Genomic DNA, 18,370 nt, shown 5'->3' on the forward strand with positions numbered 1-18,370 from the left:
ATGAAAGTTTTTTGGGGAGGGTACCATGCAAAAACGCTTGCCATTTGAAATTGCAAAAACGGAGTCTTTTTATGAAAAATTGGGTGAATGGATCGGAGACTTATTCTATGACATATTGCCCGAAGCAGGCTTCGAATTAAGAGATGAACAGATATATATGGCTTTTCAACTTGAAAATGCCTTCAAAGATAAAAAAGTAATGTTTGCTGAAGCAGGAGTTGGTACGGGGAAAACAATCGTTTACTTGCTTTATGCGATCATGTATGCTCGCTATACGAATCGCCCGGCTGTCATTGCCTGTGCAGATGAGACTTTAATTGAGCAGTTGGTGAAAAAAGAGGGAGATATCGCAAAGTTAGAGAAGGTCCTTGGACTCGATATCGATGTCCGCTTGGCTAAATCTCGAGATCAGTACCTATGTTTAAAAAAGCTGGATCAAACGAAGAACAATGACTTTTCCGATGAGATTGCAAGTATATATGAAAACCTGCCTGATTTCGTTCATTCTGTTGGCTCCATGCAAACTTTTGAAAAATATGGCGACAGAAGGGATTATCCAACATTATCTGATGAGAAGTGGAGTGAAGTTAGCTGGGATGCTGTCCAGGATTGTTTTTCATGTGAGAAGCGGCACCGCTGTGGGTTGACCCTACACAGAGAGTATTACCGCCACTCTGAGGATTTAATTATCTGTTCCCATGATTTTTATATGGAACATATTTGGACAAAAGAATCGAGGAAGCGTGAAGGACAGCTGCCGTTATTACCCGAACATTCTTCCGTTGTTTTTGACGAAGGGCATCTTCTTGAATATGCGGCACAGAAAGCATTAAGCTACCGTTTTACTGATTATACCTTAGAAACACTGCTTACAAGACTAATGGAAAATGAAGTCCGAGAAAAGACCTTATATAAGATAGAAGAGGCTTTATTAGATAATGAAGCATTTTTCGATGGAATTTCACAATTCTCCTCCCTTTCACAGGGGTCTGAAAAACAAATGATTACTAAGCACCCATTAGTATTGAAGACATGCAGAAAGCTTTTGTCCACTCTCCAATTCTTAGAAGAGGAATTAGTATTTGAAAGTGAGTTATATGTTATAAATGAATACGATTTGAAAATTGTAGAGGAATACCTGGAACAAATTACTTATTCTTTATCACTTTTTCTTCAGGAGTTAAATGGAATTACTTGGTTCGAAGAAAAAGGGGGAGAACGGACACTAGTGATTATGCCAAAAATGGTTGAAGAAGTAATGCGGGAAGAAGTGTTCACACAGAAAAAACCGTTTATTTTCTCTTCTGCAACGCTTGCAAATCAAAAATCGTTCGATTATATTTCAGCGAGTCTTGGTGTTGATGACTATCTTTCGTTCTCAGTGTCATCTCCTTTTGATTATGATGATAAGATGGACATTTACCTGCCTGCCTTTAAACAAGCAGACATGGACGGAAAAATTGACTATATTTTAAAGGGAATTCGCGAATCAGAGGGGCGTGCATTAATTCTTCTCAATAATAAAGAGGAGTTAGCATATCTTAAGAAAAATCTTTCTGGAGAAGTCCCATATCCTATTTATTTTGAAGGCGATGAAGAAATTAGCACACTTGTTTCTAAATTTCAGAATGAAGAACATGCGATTCTTTGTTCCATCCATCTATGGGAAGGCCTCGATATTCCAGGAAGATCGCTTGAAAATGTGATGATCTTTTCACTTCCATTTCCACCGAATGATCCTGTCTTTACCGCAAAAAAAGCGGGTGTGGAAAATCCGTTTACGGAGGTTGAACTACCGTATATGCTCCTTCGCTTACGTCAAGGTGTGGGACGCTTGATACGGAGTGAACAGGATCAAGGGGCAGTTCATATTATGGTAAATGAACATATTGACCCAGATGTATTAGAGAGGGTTAAAGAAGTTTTGCCTACTGAACCTAAAGCATGATAAAAAACGGAAGCACCGTAAAGTGTGCTTCCGTTTTTATATATTATCTTCCTAATAATTTAAGTCCTTCAGAGGTCATTTTATCCGGAGACCATGCTGGTTCCCAAACCAGATTTACATCTACTTTTTTTGTTTCTTCAATCCCCTCAACACTGTATCGCACCCCGCTTGTTATGCTGTCATGGAGCGGGCAGCCTGGCGTCGTTAAGGTCATCGTAATCGTAACATCATTCGACTCTGTAATCTCAATATTATAAATTAATCCGAGGTCGACTACATTTATATTTAATTCTGGATCGTAAACACTTTTTAATGCACTTAAAATTTTTTCTTTGATATTCATCATAAACACCTCACTATTTTTTTAAAACGTGCAGGATACTGAATGCAATAATAATAAATATAATCGACAGGATGGTCTGACCGATATTAAACAAAACAGTTATATGAAAGGTTAAGGCACAAAAGACTGACAAAATCGCTGCAATAAATATTGAAAACAAGGGGGTAACAATTTTTTCATTCATCATTTCTTTTAATGAAGGGACCTTGTTTTTTCCAATTTCTTTACTATATTTAAATGTCCACCAAAGAAATGGAACGATTTTATATAAATAACTAACGATACTTAAGACGATCCAGAGTAATAAATAGGCGTAAACAAGCGCTCCTATAAGGTTCGTGAATCGAAAATTCCATAGCATGATAAACGCTGCCAAATGAATCAAATTCCCCAATCCAATCGCAACTAGTGCGAACGTAAATGGTTTATCTAATGTCTTTTTCAATCGTTTTTTGATAATAAGGCTAATATGCAAGCTAAAAATAGTAAAACCAACTAAAAGTAAAAAGAATCCAATTTTCAATAGCAGACTGTTATTTGTAAAGAATGAAATTAATGATAGGACAAGACCAGAAATATAATACGTAAATACATATTTTGCTTGGACCATCGGAAAACCATGGGATAAGGAAAACATCGGCACCATCTTGTAAGAGAATCCGAAAATTAACAGTGTAAACCAGCCTGTAATCCCCAGTAATAAATGGGCTTTAAAGATGGATTGATAATATTCCCCAGCAAAACCTGTTTTTAAACAATATATTAGGGTAATCCCTAAGGAAATTGTAATAAATAAACAAACAAGCGCGGAACCTACAAAAGCAGTAAGAATAGTTGGTTTTGCTTGTGTTTTAAGGGTCATAAACATTTGGAATAAAAACATTAAGATCCCAAGCAGCATAAGGATGCCGGGCAGCATCGCATTTTGCGGCGACAAATACAACATCCCTGAAAATGAAACAATTCCAACGGCTGTTACGAAGAATTGAATAAATCCGAATGTTTCATTCCATATTTTAGTTAGGAAAGCAACTGGTACCAATTGATACATCGATCCCATGGCAGCCATTAATGACCAGCCTAAAACTAATAAATGGGCTGAAGACCAGATCACAGGAATTCTAAAAGTCCCTGAAGCTATTAATTGACCATTGACTAATAGGAGAATTTGCGAAAGTACTAATGCAATTAAACTAAACAAAATAAATGAAAATGGAAGTTTAATATTTGTTTCACTTCCCATATTTTGAGGAAGCATGATCATTCACCCCGCTTACCGGAAGATTTCAATTTTAAAACTTCCGTCACTTTGTTGTTCTGTTCGTTGTTGATAGCCCAATTCCTCAAGCTGCTCATAGAGAAACATGGGCCTTCTATCATTAATTATTGTTAATGTTTCATTTTCTCCGAGGGTTTCCAAGGCAGCTAAGGTTCGCATCATTGGTTGTGGCGGTTCTAAACCGCGATTATCTAAAATCATACAATTTCCCCTTCTTCCTTAAGCTTTTTTTGTGAAAGTTACTTTCCAATGCTTATGATCAATTTCTTCTTCCTCGTGTGTAAAGCCTTTCGCCTTTAATACCGTGAAGAGTGGTGAGGGTTTAAAAGGGGCATGTAGGATAAAGATATCATTTCCTTTTAGCTCCTTAATTGCCTCCATAATTTTTTGGAAGGGTTCTATTTTATTCTTTAAATCTTCTCTTACATCTAGTTCAATAATTTTCTGTTCCATTGTATTTACATCTCCCTATATTTAATTGAAATCTATTTATTAATAGAACAATTCCTGTTGAAGTGCATCCCGGTCGATAAGGTAATACCCCTCCTCGTCGAGTGTAATAAAGTTTTTCTTTTTCACTTGATTAATCGTCCTGCTTACCGTTTCTCTTGAGGTACCAATCATATTAGCTAATTCACGATTGGTAAACTGTGTGGTGAGTCTATAACGGCCATCAATCATTTCTCCATTAGATTTACAAAGCCTAACCAGCAGTAAAATAATTTGTTCAAAAGTATTATGAAGTACCTGTGCTTCTAATCTTCCTTGTAAATCTACTATTTTTTCTCCCAATACTTTAAAGAGTTTAATACAAAGTTCTGGATAGGTAATGAGAATTTCTTCAAACTTATCAATCGGAATGATAATGAGATTAGCATCCTCCATTACTTCAGCATGGGCTGGAAAATTGCCCTTTCTGAAAAATCCTGCATGTGGAAACATTTCACCAGGCTCAAGGACGGAAATTAGTTGTTCTTTACCTGATAGGTCTGTTTTGCAAATCTTAATCTTTCCACTATGAATAAAAAACACGCGGTCAAGTGGATCGTCCTGCATAAAAACATACATCTTATGTTTATAAAACCGAGTTTGTGCAATCTTCACGATTGGCTTCAGTTCTTCTACTGACAATTCCTTAAAGATAGGGACAACAGATAATCTATTCACAATGTCTTCTTGCCTCATTAACATCACCTTCGTATTAGTAATTATGATTTAGTTAGATTGTAGCAATGTTTTACAAGTAATAATGTGACCTCCGTCATAGTTAACTAGTTTTTATGAAAATTATTCTCAGTCTAACAGGTGTGTGGCAAATATCACAGGAAAAGGATGAAATGCTTCACTTTGTGTCAGACTTGTGAAAGTTACAATACGAAAGGTAATGAAACACGAAAGGATGAAGGGTTATGGAAATACAACGAGGAACACCACCAAAAAAAGTGGTGAAGGCGAATAAAAATGCATTGCTTAAATCAGTATTAGTGATCACAATATTGCTCAGCTTCACTGTTTTACTAGTTGGGGGATATTGGATTTTTAAAGAACAGGCACCAAGACCTGTCGAAGTAACTAATGAAAAAGGTGAAGTTCTATTTACAAAAGAATCCATCATGGGTGGACAGGCCGTTTTTCAAAAGTACGGATTAATGGATTATGGTACTGTTTTAGGTCACGGTTCATATATGGGTCCTGACTATACGGCGGAAGCTTTAAAGCTATATACTGAGGGAATGCAAGACTTTAGGGCAAATGAACAATATAGTAAAGACTATGCTTCTTTAAATGATGATGAAAAATCAACAATTAAAAATAAAGTAATCAAAGAAATGCGGAAAAACCGTTATGACTCAAGCAGCGATACCATGAAGTTAACAAATGCACAGGCGTTTGGACTTGAAAGAGTTAGAGAGTACTATAAAGAGGTATTCACTAAAGGTGACGGCTGGGGATTAAAGCCAAATCTAATTAAAGAAGGCGACATGCCTAAAACAGATCGTGCGTATGTTGCAAAAGGCGACCAAATTACACAAATATCAGATTTCTTCTTCTGGACTGCCTGGCTTTCAAGTACGGTTCGTGAAGGTGATAAAATTACTTATACGAATAATTGGCCATATTATGAAGACGCGGGCAACCAATTATCCTTTTCAGCCGTTTGGTGGAGCGGGGCAAGCATTACATTATTTGTATTAATGGTAGGAATTATCCTATTCGTGTTCTACCGTTATAATTTTGGAATGCAGGAAGCGTATAAAGAAGGTAATTTCCCGCAGATTGATCTACGAAAAATGCCAGTGACAAGTTCACAAGTGAAAACAGGGAAATACTTCGTGATTGTTGCTGCTTTATTCTTTGTACAATGTATGTTTGGGGCTTTACTAGCTCACTATTATATCGAACCAGATAGTTTCTTTGGAATGAAGTGGATTCATGATATTCTTCCATTTAATATTTCAAAAGGTTACCACCTGCAGCTGGCTATTTTCTGGATAGCTACAGCCTGGCTTGGAATGGGAATTTATGTTGCACCGCTTGTTGGCGGGTATGAACCTAAGAAACAAGGTCTATTAGTAGATATTTTATTCTGGGCACTGGTTGTTCTTGTTGCCGGAAGTATGGTTGGAGAATGGCTTGGTGCAAATGGTTATTTAGGAAACAAGTGGTTCTTATTTGGACATACAGGTTGGGAATATATTGAACTAGGACGTGTTTGGCAGCTCATTCTCATTGTGGGGATGCTTATCTGGCTGTTTATTGTTTATCGTGGAGTCAGGGCAGGTCTTAAGCGAGAAACAGATAAAGGCGGACTCATTCACCTATTATTCTACTCAGCGATTGCTGTACCAGCTTTCTATATTTTTGCCTTATTTATCAACCCAGGTACCAGCTTTACATTTGCCGATTACTGGCGCTGGTGGATTATCCACTTATGGGTAGAAGGTATTTTTGAAGTGTTTGCAGTTGTAGTTATTGGTTTCTTATTGGTTCAACTAGGCCTCGTAACGAAGAAATCTACCGTAAGACAACTTTATTTCCAATTGATCCTTCTCTTGGGCAGCGGGGTAATCGGAATCGGGCACCATTATTACTACAATGGTTCTGCAGAAATTTGGCTGTCTCTCGGCGCTGTATTCTCTGCATTAGAAGTTATTCCGTTAACATTGTTAATCCTTGAAGCATATGAGCAATACAAAATGATGCGTGAGGGTGGAGTAAATTTCCCTTACAAAGGAACATTCTGGTTCTTAATCTCAGTTGCCATTTGGAACTTAGTCGGTGCAGGTGTGCTTGGCTTCTTGATTAACCTGCCTGCTGTCAGCTATTTTGAACATGGACAATTCTTAACCCCAGCACACGGCCATGGTTCGATGATGGGGGTATACGGTATGTTCGCATGTGCAGTACTTCTTTACTCCTTAAGAAATATTGTAAAGCCAGAAGCATGGAATGATAAATGGATTAAAATCAGCTGTATCTTGTTAAACATTGGACTCGCAGGAATGGTGTTCCTATCCTTACTTCCAGTCGGATTCATCCAAATTAAAGAAGCATTTAATCATGGATATGCAGCATCTCGTTCAGCATCTTTCTTACAAAAGGATATTGTTGAAACATTATTAACTTGGCGCGCGGTGCCTGACACCATATTCTTAATTGGCGTAGTGATATTGTTAGTATTCTGTATTAAGGCAATCTTTAATTTGAGAAAGCCAACACATAAAGAAGGAGAAAAGCTTCCAGTTAAAGATTTATCAATAGATGAAGAGTAATCATTAAAAATCCGCAAAGGTCAGCTTTGCGGATTTTCTTTGCTCTTTTTCTCAAAACACTCAAAACAATAGATTTCTTTCTCCTCTGTATGGATCCCGTTAAAAAAACCATCCAAACAATAGATTTCTTTACTACAGCATGTACACTTTCCAATGAGTTCCTTCATTGTCATCCCCCCGTTTAAGCAAAATCATGTTTTTGGTGTGATGCCACTCACTAAGTTTTCATACAGGTTTTAATATAATAAAAGAGAAGTTAACAAATTAATAGGAGTGATAATAATGCAAACATACGCAAAAGTTATCAATGTACCAGATTTCCCACCACGTGAGAAACATCCTACCATTTTTAATGGCTTTGACGAACTAGCATCTGGTGAAACGATGATGATTGTCAATGACCACGATCCAAGACCATTGTTATATCAATTCATGATGGAAAGACCAGAGCAATTTTCTTGGGAGTACCTTGAAGAAGGTCCAGAAACTTGGAGAGTAGCTATTGCTAAAAAGTAGTTCCCTTAAAAATTAATTTCAATTAAACTTGATTAACTTAACCATTGCTAAATTTTCCAATCTATTTATTTTCCAGGATTCATCCTCTTTTCCCTATATTTCTATTTTACAACAGAATTTCTTTCTGTTGTTTTTTTATTCCGATGGTTATAGCCATTTACCTATTTTTCTGAATAATGTGTTAAAATTTAAATGGGAATCTAAAGGGGGATATGGAATGAATAAGCAGCTACTAGAAAAAGAGTTTTTGGATTACGTGAAAAAGATGTCAGCCTATAATGAAGCATTAGGATTAATATATTGGGATTTAAGAACAGGGGCTCCCAAACAAGGTGTGGAGCGACGGTCTGAAGTGATTGGAATGCTTTCCTCGGAAGTATTTAAAATGTCTACCTCTGAGGAAATGGCTGCATATATAGCAAGTTTAGGAAAACAGCCCCTGTCCGAAAGAACTAGAAAAATTCTCGATGAGTGCAAAAAAGAATATGAACGAAATAAAAGAATCCCCGCTGAGGAGTATAAAGAGTTTGTCATTCTCCAATCTAAGGCTGAAAGTGTTTGGGAGGAAGCGAAAGAACATTCAGATTTTGCTTTGTTCAGTCCTTACTTAGAAAAACTGGTTGCTATGACTAAGAAATTCGTAGGTTATTGGGGGCATGAACAAAACAAATACGATTTGTTATTAGATATGTATGAGCCTGGTATGACGATGAATGTATTAGATCAAGTATTTGCGGAACTAAGGGAGAAAATTGTGCCTTTAGTCAAACAAATTTCAGAGTCGTCAAACAAACCTAAAACTGATTTTCTATTTAAAGAATTTCCTAAGGAAAACCAACGTGAATTGAGTTTAAAAATTCTTGAAAAAATGGGTTATAATTTCAAAGCTGGCCGTCTGGATGAAACGGTTCATCCTTTTGCAACAGGATTAAACCCTGGTGATGTCCGTGTGACCACAAATTATAATGAAAACGACTTTCGTACTGCCGTTTTTGGGACGATACATGAAGGTGGTCATGCTTTATATGAACAGAATATTTCCAAATACTTAATTGGTACACCGCTTTGCACGGGTACCTCTATGGGGATTCATGAGTCGCAGTCCCTTTTTTATGAGAATATCCTGGGAAGAAGCTTTTCATTTTGGAAAAATAATTACCAACTGCTGAAAGACTATGCAACTGGACAATTTGACCAAGTGGAAATTGAAGATTTTTATCGTGCTATTAATGAATCGAAACCATCATTCATTAGAATTGAAGCGGACGAACTAACATATCCGCTCCATGTGATCATTCGTTATGAAATTGAAAAAGGGTTATTTAATGATGAAATTGCTGTGAAGGACTTACCAAAGATATGGAATGATAAGTACGAAGAGTATTTAGGCATTCGTCCTGAAAATGATGCATTGGGTGTGCTGCAGGACGTCCATTGGGCGGGAGGCAGCTTTGGTTATTTCCCTTCCTATGCCTTAGGGTATATGTATGCAGCACAATTTAAGCAGAAAATGGTCGAAGATCTACCGAATTTTAATCAATTAGTCGAAGAGGGGAACCTTATTCCAATCAAAGAATGGCTGACAGCTAATATCCATCGATACGGCAAAATGAAAAAGCCGCTTGAAATCTTACAGGATGTTACCGGAGAGGGCCTAAATCCCAAATATTTAATTGATTATCTATATGAGAAGTTTGGAAAGGTATATAGATTAAATTAATGAAACAAGACTTCAATCGAAAAGATTGAAGTCTTGTTAAATTATTAATATTTTGCTTTGAGAATTGTCCTGCTCCAGGGCGTTTGCGCTTTTCTTATTACCATTTACTCCAGGTCTGGAATCCTTTTGAGCCTGGAGGGGAGTTTTGAATAATATCGATAAATGGAATCGTGTAAGCGAAAAGAATTAAGGCTGCGGCAATTCCTAGCCATAATTTCCAGTTTTCAAATACCATTGGTGCTTTTTCCTCAAGATTCTCAGCTACCGCTACAGGGAATTCTTCATCCCCTTTAGGAGCAAAGAAGGCAAGATTGATGAATATGATAATCATCAGAATAATTCCTAGGAATAAAATTGTTCCACCCACTGCTTGTGCAATTTGATATGGAACCCATTCAGCTGCTTGTTTGGCTCCACCATAAGTAGAGAATGCAGAACGTCTTGGTCCGCCTAAAAGGCCTTGGAAGTGCATGGCACCCGACATGAAGGCCATTCCAATGAACCATACCCAAGCTTGAATGATACCTAATTTATTCATAGCTTTTGTTAATTTGCGGCCGGTTAAATGTGGAACAAGCCAATAAGAAATTCCAAAGAACGTTAATACAACGGATGTTGCCGCAGTTAAATGGAAGTGACCAGTTACCCAAATGGTGTTATGCACCACTTGGTCCATTTGGTTGGAAGCGTTAATGATCCCACCAGCACCAGCAGGAATAAATGAAGCCATCCCAATAAATGGAACAGTAAACCTAGCGTCATTCCAAGGCAGAACTTTAAACCAGCCAAAAAGGCCTGTTGCTCCTTTTGAGCGACCATATCTTTCAAACGTAGCGAATAACGAGAAAGCAGTCATTAATGATGGAATAATAACCATGAATGTTAAGATAACCTGTAAGAATTTCCAAGCAGGGTCAATCCCTGGCTCTGTTAATTGGTGGTGAAAACCAACCGGAATCGAGAAGAGCAGAAACAAAATAAATGACAAGCGTGCCAATGAATCAGAGAAAATTTTTCCACCGATAATTTTCGGGATAATCGCATACCAGCACATGTACGCAGGTAAAAGCCAGAAATAAACGAGTGGGTGACCAAAATACCAAAATAAAGTCCGACTTACTAATACATCAACAGTATCCACTAATCCAAGCGACCAAGGAAGTAATTGGAACAATACCGTTGCTGCAACGCCCAATGTAGCAATAATCCACATGACAGTATTTATTACAGCCATAAAACTTAATAATGGACTTGGCTGACATGGATTGTTTTTTCGCCATTTTGCATAGGTCATGATTTGAGCCGAACCATCAATCCAGCTTCCAATTACTACAAACGTTAAACCTAAGTAAAAAATCCAATGTGCTTTAAGTGGTGCATAAAAAGTGTAAAGTACAGAAGCTTCTTTTAGCAAAACCATGGTTGCTGCCATTAAAGTTCCTACTAACATTATCCAAAAACCGATCCAGCCGCTTCGGCGGGCAGCAATTGAATGACCTCCAGTGGTTCTGCTTACCGCAGCATATTGAAATCCCATAATAAAAAACGTCGTTAAAACCAATCCCATTAAAACACCATGGACAGTTAGGATTTGGTAATAATCAATGCCCCATGGAAGCTCCCATTTTCCGGAACGGACAAGGGTTTGTAATAGCCCCATTAAACCTCCAAGTGCAAGAGCAGAGAAGGCAACAAAAAAATGCGCCATTGAAAGCTTTGCATCTCGCGGGTCCACTTTTACTTTCGTTGTTATGGAGTTAGTCATTATTTTTTCACCTCAATCATCGAACTCATTAAATGATGTCCAGCACCACAATATTCATTACAAACAATTAAATATTCTCCTGCTTTATCAAATGTTGTCGTATATTCACTGACATAACCAGGCTCCAGCATCATGTTGATATTTGTTCCCGCAACCTCAAAGCCATGGACGACGTCTTTAGTTGTAGCAATAACTTTCACCTTTGCTCCAAGTGGTACTTCCACTTTTACTGGATTATAGGAGAAAGCCGAAGCAACATAGACTAACTCATAGTCCCAATCTTTCCCTTCAACCTTATGTAATCCCGGTTTATCAAAGGGTTTCGTTTCATCGACCTTATCTACATTAATCGTCGTTAAACAGCTCGGCGGCTTGTTGCCAAGATAGAACGCGCTTACACCTACAGTTGTTAAGAAAACAACCAGAGCGCCAATTCCAAAGGCTAGCCAAATTTTTTCGAATTTATGCATATGCATAATCTTTTCCCCCTTCAATCATTAAAAACGATCAACAAATAAGTAATAGACACTTACCCAAGTAACAACAATAAAAGCTCCTAATAAGAAAACGGACGCTAATGTCCCTTTAAGAGAAGAGCTGTCTTCAATTTCTGTTTTATTGTTTTTTTTAAGTTCCGCCTTCGCCATCCCCCGCACTCCCTTCAGAGTAATAAAATAATTGATTAGTTCTCTTTCATAATACAAAACAATTGTGAGGAAAAAATAACAAATATCATAGTTCACGAATTGTTCATTCCTTAGGTATCTACTATGTTAATATTATAAAATTGATATAACAGTGATTTATATCACAATCACCCCGGGGTATTTGTGAATAAAATGTGAACTATCACACTTCCTCTGTGATAAAAGTAATTGAATAATCCTTCATAAACGATAAAAAGATATCTTTTGGAATCAATGTCACACTCTCGAAGTTCGAAAATATGATAATAATAAATCTTATTTTCCTCTAGAAAAGAGTGGATTTTTGTGGAAAAATATTATTGCGAACGATGTCGTCTCTTGTATGACAATGTGGAAATTTGTAAAATTTGTGGAACTGTAGTAAAAAATAAAATTAAGATTGAAGTTCAAAAGCAGCCTGATAAAAATTAGATCAAGAAAAGCATATTTCTTGCTTTTCTTTAAGAAGTTGAAATTGGAAAACATTAGCTAATGAACGAAATTAGCATCCATTATATAATTTAAGAGCACAGCAACAACCTTCAAAACGTTTGCTCCCTTATAGAGAAACTTCGGTTTCTCCCTTAAAGGGGGCTTTTTTTTATGTGCTGACCTTTCTGCATAAATATCTCCAAGCTGGAAAAAATACCCTTACATAGCTTGAAGGAGATAAGATATGCCGACGATAATTTCAGTTGCAGAGGTAACGCCGCCATTTGAAGTAAACCAAAATCAAGCATCGGAGTTTGCCCGCGAGCTGTTCTCCGATTCTTTTAAGGACATTGAAAGACTTTTACGCGCCTTTCAAAATGGCCAAATTGAAAAAAGGCATTTTGTAAAAAACATTGATTGGTTTAAAGAAGATAAAACGTTGGAAGAAAAAAATACGGCTTATATTGAGTCAGCGGTTGAACTTGGAAGAGAAGCAATCGAGAAGTGTTTATATAATTCTGATTTCTTAACAAGGGAAATCCCTTATCAGGAGATTGACGCCATTTTTTTTATTTCAACCACCGGAATGGCTACTCCAAGCATCGAAGCGAGAATTATGAACTTACTTCCCTTCCTGCCTCATACTAAGAGGGTTCCAATATGGGGACTTGGTTGTGCAGGTGGTGCTGCAGGGTTATCAAGAGCCCGTGAATACTGCCTTGCTTTTCCGAAAGCAAAGGTCCTTGTACTTTCTGTGGAACTTTGCAGCTTGACCTTTCAACGTAATGATCTATCGAAAAGTAATTTCATAGGTACATCCTTATTTGCTGATGGTGTTGCCTGTGCGTTAGTTTGCGGTGATGATTCAAATTATTGTGAATACAGAAAGAAGAAGACTTCACCCTTCATTATTGCAACTCAGTCAACACTTATGCCGGATTCCTTAGATGTGATGGGATGGGATATAAAGAGTAACGGGTTATATGTCGTTTTTTCTCGCGATATTCCTCATATAATTGAAAATTGGTTGAAGCCGAATGTAACGGAGTTTCTAGTAGAAAATCATGTAGAACTTGAAACAATTAACTATTTTATTGCCCATCCAGGTGGAAAAAAGGTAATCGATGCTTATGTAAAATCATTAGAAATTCCTCCCTCAATGACTAAGGTTTCACTTGATGTGCTAAAACAGTTTGGAAATATGTCTTCAGCGACAATCCTTTTTGTGCTGAAGCGATTCATGGAGAAAGAAATTCCAAAAGGTGCCTATGGTCTTGGTACTGCTCTTGGGCCAGGGTTTAGTTCAGAACTGCATTTAATGAGGTGGAGGTAAATGGAAGGATTTCTTGTATTCGAAATCATCATTGGCTTCATTATTTTTCAACGTGTGGTTGAACTTTGTATCGCAAAACGGAATGAAAAATGGATGAAGAACCAAGGTGCTATCGAATTTGGTAAAAAACATTATCGATTGATGGTTTTGATGCATGTACTGTTCTTTATTTGCCTAGTTGCTGAAAAAGTTTATGAGAATAGGGAACTCTCTTATTTTTGGCCGATCCTCTTATCAATTTTCTTATTGATGCAAATCATGAGAATTTGGGTGATTATTTCACTTGGAAGGTATTGGAACACGAAGATAATTGTTTTACGAGATGCAAAGGTGATAAAAAAAGGTCCTTATCTTTATATCAGACATCCCAATTATTTTGTCGTTGCGATAGAAATAGCTGTGGTACCTTTATTATTCAACTGCTATATAACGGCGTGTCTCTTTACTATCCTAAATAGCATTATCCTTATAGTTCGGATTACTGAAGAAGAAAAAGCGCTTATGGAATTGACGGAATATGAAGGGATATTTCAGGATCGAAATCGTTTTCTCCCTAAAGTTGTTAAAAAAGTGTGACAATTTGATAAGGACTATTGAAAATGATTATCACCTATGTTAAAATTTGATTAACAATGAAAATCATTCTCAACAACCTTGATAAGGAAGGTGTTACATATGGCTTTTGCTTTAGTTGGCGGAACGGTTATTATTTATGCATTTGTCATGAAGCACGTGTTAAAAAATGTTACCCATTAAAAATAAATATCTACCTTTTTCTAGCCAAGGCCGGTAACCTTGGCTTTTTGTCGTTTTTGGGAAAAATTTGTTTTAAGAAAAAATGTATCAGGATAGGAAAAGTTTGAATTATCGTATAAAATAAAAAATATTACAAAGTTGTTAAGGGGAATAAGTAATGATAAAAATAGCGAACCAAGAAGAAGCCATCCAGACATTGAAAACGAAAATCATATCAATATATGAATATTTAATGAATCAAGAGGATTTTGAACATGCAAAAAAGATTAAACAATTAGCCAAAAAGTTAGAGAACAGAGAGTTTCTAATAGCTTTTTGCGGTCATTTTTCTGCAGGGAAATCGACAATGATTAACCAACTAGTGGGTGAAAAATTACTGCCATCGAGTCCAATTCCTACCAGTGCAAACTTGGTGAAAGTAAAAGCAGGGGAAGAATACGCCAAAGTCTTCTTCAAAAATGAAACACCTCGTATATATTTAGCACCTTATGATTATGAATTAGTAAAGAATTATTGTAAAGACGGCGACCAAATTGAAGAAATCGAAATAAGTCACAGTGATACGGGTCTGCCCGAACATACTGTCATTATGGATACACCTGGCATTGATTCAGCTGACGATGCCCACCGAATTGCAACGGAGTCGGCCATCCATCTTGCTGATTTGATTCTTTACGTAATGGATTATAACCATGTCCAAGCAGAGTTGAATTTTTTATTTACAAAAGAATTGACTGAAGCAGGGAAAGAAGTTTACTTAGTCATAAACCAAATTGACAAACACAATGATGAAGAACTAAGTTTTCTGGAGTTTCAAAACAGTGTGGAAGATTCGTTTGCATCATGGGGGGTTAAACCAGCAAGAATATTTTATACTTCATTGAAGCATGAAACCCATCCCTTCAATGAATTTCACGATCTTCAAGGTTTTATTAGAGAAAAATTGTCCTCTAAAGATCAATTATTAGTTCCATCCATATTTCAATCTTTGAAGAAAATTACACAGGATCATATCCAGCAAAGGCATATATTAGATCAAGAGAATTTGGCACCTATTCTGGCGATTCTCGATGAAATATCTGATGAAGAAAGAAGTACATTGTACAATGCTGCCGAAGAAGCGGTAGGTAACCTCAAGACATTAAAAGATGGGGTGGCTGGAATTGAAAAGGAATTTGATCATCAAATTGCCCAAATCCTTAAAAACGCCTATCTGATGCCCTTTCCAACCAGAGAATTGGCTGAAAGTTATTTGGAATCATGTCAGCCAGAATTTAAGATTGGATTTTTGTTTTCTAAGCAAAAGACAGCAGAAGAGAAAAAGGTAAGGCTGGATCGTTTCCAGCATGATATTCTTGATAAAACGAAAGCTCAGTTAGAATGGCATGTCCGCGAATTTTTACTAAGCACATTAAAAGAAACTGGACTTGATGAGGGGGAACTGCTGGGATTGGCACAATCTTATTCCATCAATGTTCCAACAAGTCTCTTAACAGAAGCAGTAAAGCCCGGTGCACGAGTATCTGGTGGATATGTATTACATTATACAGAAGATGTGGCCAATGAAATTAAAAAACTGGCACGAATCCAACTCACGACTTTTAAAGAGGAGTTTCTTAAAGCATTAAAGGAACGAACCACCAAACTAATAGGGAAGTATGAACAAGAACTAAAAAGCACAGATCGATATGTTAAGGCATTAATAGAATTAAAAAAATCGCAGCAGAAAATTACCTTGATGGAAACAAAAATCGAAGAGTTATTAACATCGGATGTTGTGCTGCAAGAAGATAGTTATCATCTTTTTGAACAGGATGAAGAAGTATTTGAGGTGGTCAGAGCTCAGCCAACCACTAGCACTGATTCAACTGTCACCAAAACTTCTAAGCCTGAACCCTTTGAAATACCGATATCTAAGGAAACGGAAGTAAATTCATCGAAAGACCATTTAATTAAAACTGTAGAACGTCTCAGCCTTACTTCAACATTAATTAAAGACATTCCTGGGTTTCAAAAGCTCTCAACGGAATTAGCGGAAAAAGCAGAAAGACTTGCAAACAAAGGGTTTACCGTCGCATTATTTGGTGCTTTCAGTGCAGGCAAATCATCCTTTGCCAATGCACTTATGGGTGAAAAGGTATTACCTGTTTCACCAAATCCTACCACGGCTGCGATTAATAAAATTAAACCAGTTACGGAAAATCATTCTCATGGCACAGTGCTTGTTAAATTTAAAGATGCATCAGCCATGCTGGAGGATGTTAATCGTTCTTTAAAAGTATTTGAACACCAGGTTGCAGATTTAGAAGGTGCCTCCAAGCAAATAGATCAGATTATGCTTCAAACAGGGCAAGAAGGTGGAGTTTTAGAAAAGACCCATTATGCCTTCTTGCAGGCATTTATGAAAGGCCATGCATCATATGGGAATTTGTTGGGAACTGTTCTCGAAACGGATGTTACTGAATTTAGCGAGTTCGTCGCAAAAGAAGAAAAATCTTGCTATGTCGAATGGATCGAGCTCTATTATGATTGCGAGCTAACCCGAAAAGGCATCACACTTGTTGATACACCTGGAGCAGATTCAATCAATGCTCGTCATACCGGTGTAGCCTTTGATTATATTAAAAATTCAGATGCGTGTTTTTTTGTTACGTATTACAACCATGCATTTTCTAAAGCTGACCGTGAATTCTTAATCCAACTTGGACGTGTGAAGGAATCATTCCAAATGGATAAAATGTTTTTTATTATCAATGCAATCGATCTTGCTGAGAGTGAGGAAGAGAAGGAATCGGTGATTGATTATGTTGAGGATCAACTTAGCAAATATGGGATAAGAAATCCGCATCTTTATCCTGTGTCTAGTTTATTAGCCTTAAAGGAAAAAACGGATGCTAATCAACAATTGGATTCAGGACTGAATAAATTTGAACAGGCGTTTTATCGCTTCATTACCAATGAATTAACAGAAATGGCTATCTCCTCAGCGGAAAAGGAAGTAACTCGTGTCCATGATTTAATCACTAATCTGATTCAAAGTTCGCGCGAAGATCAATCGGTAAAAGAGAAAAAACGGGAGGATATTAGATACCAGCAAGCGCTAATTCAAGAGTTATTTACAAACCAAACAGTTGGAACATTACAAAACCGTTTGCATCAAGAGGCAGATGAGCTGGTTTATTACATTAAGAAACGGGTATTTTTACGCTTCGGGGATTTCTTTAGGGAGTCATTTAATCCAAGCTCTCTCAGGGATGATGGACGTAATTTAAAAAAAGTTTTACAAGGTGCGTTGGATGAATTTCTCGAAAGTCTAGGGTTTGATTTTGCTCAAGAAATGAGAGCAACTACTGTACGTATTGAGCGCTTTACTGAAAAGCAGATGTCTGATTTCCAATCAAGTCTTATCAGGAACTTACAGGAAATTAATTCAAACCTTTCTTTTTCACCATTTGAAATGGAGCATAAAGAAACAATTGAATTTCCAAATGCCTTTAAAAATGTAAATAAACAAATATTTACGAAAGCAATGTCTTATTTTAAAAATCCAAAATCCTTCTTTGAAAAAAATGAAAAGAAACAAATGAGTGATGAGCTTTATCAAGTGTTAGATAAACCAGCAGAGGAATATTTAGCAGAAGAAGCGAAACGATTAAATAGTCATTATAGCGATGAAATCACAAAGGAATTCGATCGTCTATTAGAAGAAATGAACGCGCAAGTAAATGATTTTTATTTAAGTCATCTTTCGGCCTTAGACGGTGGAATCCCCATTGAATTTTTAAAGGATATCCAAACAAAGCTGGCATAATAGTTCTA

Annotated in this window: 15 protein-coding genes; 7 read left to right on the top strand and 8 right to left on the bottom strand. The window is 36.9% G+C overall.

What is annotated here, in order from left to right:
- The first annotated feature begins 25 nt into the window (after window positions 1–25).
- The gene (locus COJ96_RS01215; RefSeq protein WP_098571182.1) at window positions 26–1,948 is read left to right on the top strand and encodes an ATP-dependent DNA helicase; all 1,923 of its coding nucleotides are present in this window, start codon (window positions 26–28) and stop codon (window positions 1,946–1,948) included.
- A gap of 43 nt (window positions 1,949–1,991) precedes the next feature.
- On the opposite strand, the gene COJ96_RS01220 is transcribed toward COJ96_RS01215, so the two are convergent.
- From COJ96_RS01220 to COJ96_RS01240, 5 genes are read right to left on the bottom strand one after another with little or no spacing between them, the layout of a single operon-like run.
- Window positions 1,992–2,291: a metal-sulfur cluster assembly factor gene (locus COJ96_RS01220; protein WP_098571183.1), complete on the bottom strand. Its 300-nt coding sequence runs from the start codon at window positions 2,289–2,291 to the stop codon at window positions 1,992–1,994.
- A gap of 13 nt (window positions 2,292–2,304) precedes the next feature.
- Window positions 2,305–3,549: a hypothetical protein gene (locus COJ96_RS01225; RefSeq protein WP_098571184.1), complete on the bottom strand. Its 1,245-nt coding sequence runs from the start codon at window positions 3,547–3,549 to the stop codon at window positions 2,305–2,307.
- A gap of 15 nt (window positions 3,550–3,564) precedes the next feature.
- Complete coding sequence (locus COJ96_RS01230; protein WP_098571185.1) at window positions 3,565–3,771, bottom strand: DUF2249 domain-containing protein; 207 nt, start codon at window positions 3,769–3,771, stop codon at window positions 3,565–3,567.
- Between the two features lie 18 nt (window positions 3,772–3,789).
- A complete protein-coding gene (locus COJ96_RS01235) occupies window positions 3,790–4,023 on the bottom strand; it encodes a DUF2249 domain-containing protein (RefSeq protein ID WP_098571186.1) in 234 nt (77 codons plus the stop codon).
- Between the two features lie 39 nt (window positions 4,024–4,062).
- Entirely contained in the window at window positions 4,063–4,755 is a 693-nt protein-coding gene (locus COJ96_RS01240) for a Crp/Fnr family transcriptional regulator (protein WP_098571187.1), read from the bottom strand.
- A 224-nt stretch (window positions 4,756–4,979) separates the two neighbouring features.
- Here COJ96_RS01240 and COJ96_RS01245 point away from each other — a divergent pair, with 224 nt between their 5' ends.
- The 3 genes from COJ96_RS01245 (at window position 4,980) to COJ96_RS01255 (ending at window position 9,579) form a co-directional block, all read left to right on the top strand.
- Entirely contained in the window at window positions 4,980–7,343 is a 2,364-nt protein-coding gene (locus tag COJ96_RS01245; protein WP_098571188.1) for a nitric-oxide reductase large subunit, read from the top strand.
- A gap of 282 nt (window positions 7,344–7,625) precedes the next feature.
- Complete coding sequence (locus COJ96_RS01250; RefSeq protein WP_098571189.1) at window positions 7,626–7,859, top strand: DUF2249 domain-containing protein; 234 nt, start codon at window positions 7,626–7,628, stop codon at window positions 7,857–7,859.
- A gap of 217 nt (window positions 7,860–8,076) precedes the next feature.
- Window positions 8,077–9,579 carry a carboxypeptidase M32 gene (locus COJ96_RS01255; protein WP_098571190.1) on the top strand — a complete coding sequence of 501 codons (1,503 nt, stop codon included), beginning with the start codon at window positions 8,077–8,079 and terminating at the stop codon, window positions 9,577–9,579.
- 97 nt (window positions 9,580–9,676) lie between these two features.
- Here the strand turns inward: COJ96_RS01255 and COJ96_RS01260 are convergent, their stop codons facing one another.
- From COJ96_RS01260 to COJ96_RS01270, 3 genes are read right to left on the bottom strand one after another with little or no spacing between them, the layout of a single operon-like run.
- On the bottom strand, window positions 9,677–11,344 hold the full coding sequence (locus tag COJ96_RS01260; protein WP_098571191.1) for a b(o/a)3-type cytochrome-c oxidase subunit 1: 1,668 nt from the start codon (window positions 11,342–11,344) through the stop codon (window positions 9,677–9,679).
- Window positions 11,344–11,820 carry a cytochrome c oxidase subunit II gene (locus tag COJ96_RS01265; protein ID WP_098571192.1) on the bottom strand — a complete coding sequence of 159 codons (477 nt, stop codon included), beginning with the start codon at window positions 11,818–11,820 and terminating at the stop codon, window positions 11,344–11,346. The genes COJ96_RS01260 and COJ96_RS01265 overlap by 1 nt, the downstream gene beginning before the upstream one ends.
- Window positions 11,821–11,841: 21 nt before the next feature.
- Window positions 11,842–11,991 (bottom strand): cytochrome c oxidase subunit 2A, encoded by a 150-nt coding sequence (locus tag COJ96_RS01270; protein ID WP_098571193.1) that lies wholly within the window; start codon window positions 11,989–11,991, stop codon window positions 11,842–11,844.
- A gap of 715 nt (window positions 11,992–12,706) precedes the next feature.
- Here COJ96_RS01270 and COJ96_RS01275 point away from each other — a divergent pair.
- The 3 genes from COJ96_RS01275 (at window position 12,707) to COJ96_RS01285 (ending at window position 18,362) form a co-directional block, all read left to right on the top strand.
- Window positions 12,707–13,795 (top strand): type III polyketide synthase, encoded by a 1,089-nt coding sequence (locus COJ96_RS01275; RefSeq protein ID WP_098571194.1) that lies wholly within the window; start codon window positions 12,707–12,709, stop codon window positions 13,793–13,795.
- Window positions 13,796–14,371, top strand: a complete 576-nt coding sequence (locus COJ96_RS01280; protein WP_098571195.1) for an isoprenylcysteine carboxyl methyltransferase family protein — start codon at window positions 13,796–13,798, stop codon at window positions 14,369–14,371.
- A gap of 337 nt (window positions 14,372–14,708) precedes the next feature.
- On the top strand, window positions 14,709–18,362 hold the full coding sequence (locus tag COJ96_RS01285; RefSeq protein ID WP_098571196.1) for a dynamin family protein: 3,654 nt from the start codon (window positions 14,709–14,711) through the stop codon (window positions 18,360–18,362).
- Window positions 18,363–18,370 lie beyond the last annotated feature (8 nt).

It is taken from the genome of Bacillus sp. AFS073361 (genome assembly GCF_002567005.1).
Classification (GTDB): Bacteria; Bacillota; Bacilli; order Bacillales; family Cytobacillaceae; genus Neobacillus.

Coding starts and splice junctions, on each gene's coding strand:
- COJ96_RS01215 (WP_098571182.1), top strand. CDS start 26: ATGCAAAAACGCTTGCCATTTGAAATTGCAAAAACGGAGTCTTTTTAT.
- COJ96_RS01220 (WP_098571183.1), bottom strand. CDS start 2,291: ATGAATATCAAAGAAAAAATTTTAAGTGCATTAAAAAGTGTTTACGAT.
- COJ96_RS01225 (WP_098571184.1), bottom strand. CDS start 3,549: ATGCTTCCTCAAAATATGGGAAGTGAAACAAATATTAAACTTCCATTT.
- COJ96_RS01230 (WP_098571185.1), bottom strand. CDS start 3,771: ATGATTTTAGATAATCGCGGTTTAGAACCGCCACAACCAATGATGCGA.
- COJ96_RS01235 (WP_098571186.1), bottom strand. CDS start 4,023: ATGGAACAGAAAATTATTGAACTAGATGTAAGAGAAGATTTAAAGAAT.
- COJ96_RS01240 (WP_098571187.1), bottom strand. CDS start 4,755: ATGAGGCAAGAAGACATTGTGAATAGATTATCTGTTGTCCCTATCTTT.
- COJ96_RS01245 (WP_098571188.1), top strand. CDS start 4,980: ATGGAAATACAACGAGGAACACCACCAAAAAAAGTGGTGAAGGCGAAT.
- COJ96_RS01250 (WP_098571189.1), top strand. CDS start 7,626: ATGCAAACATACGCAAAAGTTATCAATGTACCAGATTTCCCACCACGT.
- COJ96_RS01255 (WP_098571190.1), top strand. CDS start 8,077: ATGAATAAGCAGCTACTAGAAAAAGAGTTTTTGGATTACGTGAAAAAG.
- COJ96_RS01260 (WP_098571191.1), bottom strand. CDS start 11,344: ATGACTAACTCCATAACAACGAAAGTAAAAGTGGACCCGCGAGATGCA.
- COJ96_RS01265 (WP_098571192.1), bottom strand. CDS start 11,820: ATGCATATGCATAAATTCGAAAAAATTTGGCTAGCCTTTGGAATTGGC.
- COJ96_RS01270 (WP_098571193.1), bottom strand. CDS start 11,991: ATGGCGAAGGCGGAACTTAAAAAAAACAATAAAACAGAAATTGAAGAC.
- COJ96_RS01275 (WP_098571194.1), top strand. CDS start 12,707: ATGCCGACGATAATTTCAGTTGCAGAGGTAACGCCGCCATTTGAAGTA.
- COJ96_RS01280 (WP_098571195.1), top strand. CDS start 13,796: ATGGAAGGATTTCTTGTATTCGAAATCATCATTGGCTTCATTATTTTT.
- COJ96_RS01285 (WP_098571196.1), top strand. CDS start 14,709: ATGATAAAAATAGCGAACCAAGAAGAAGCCATCCAGACATTGAAAACG.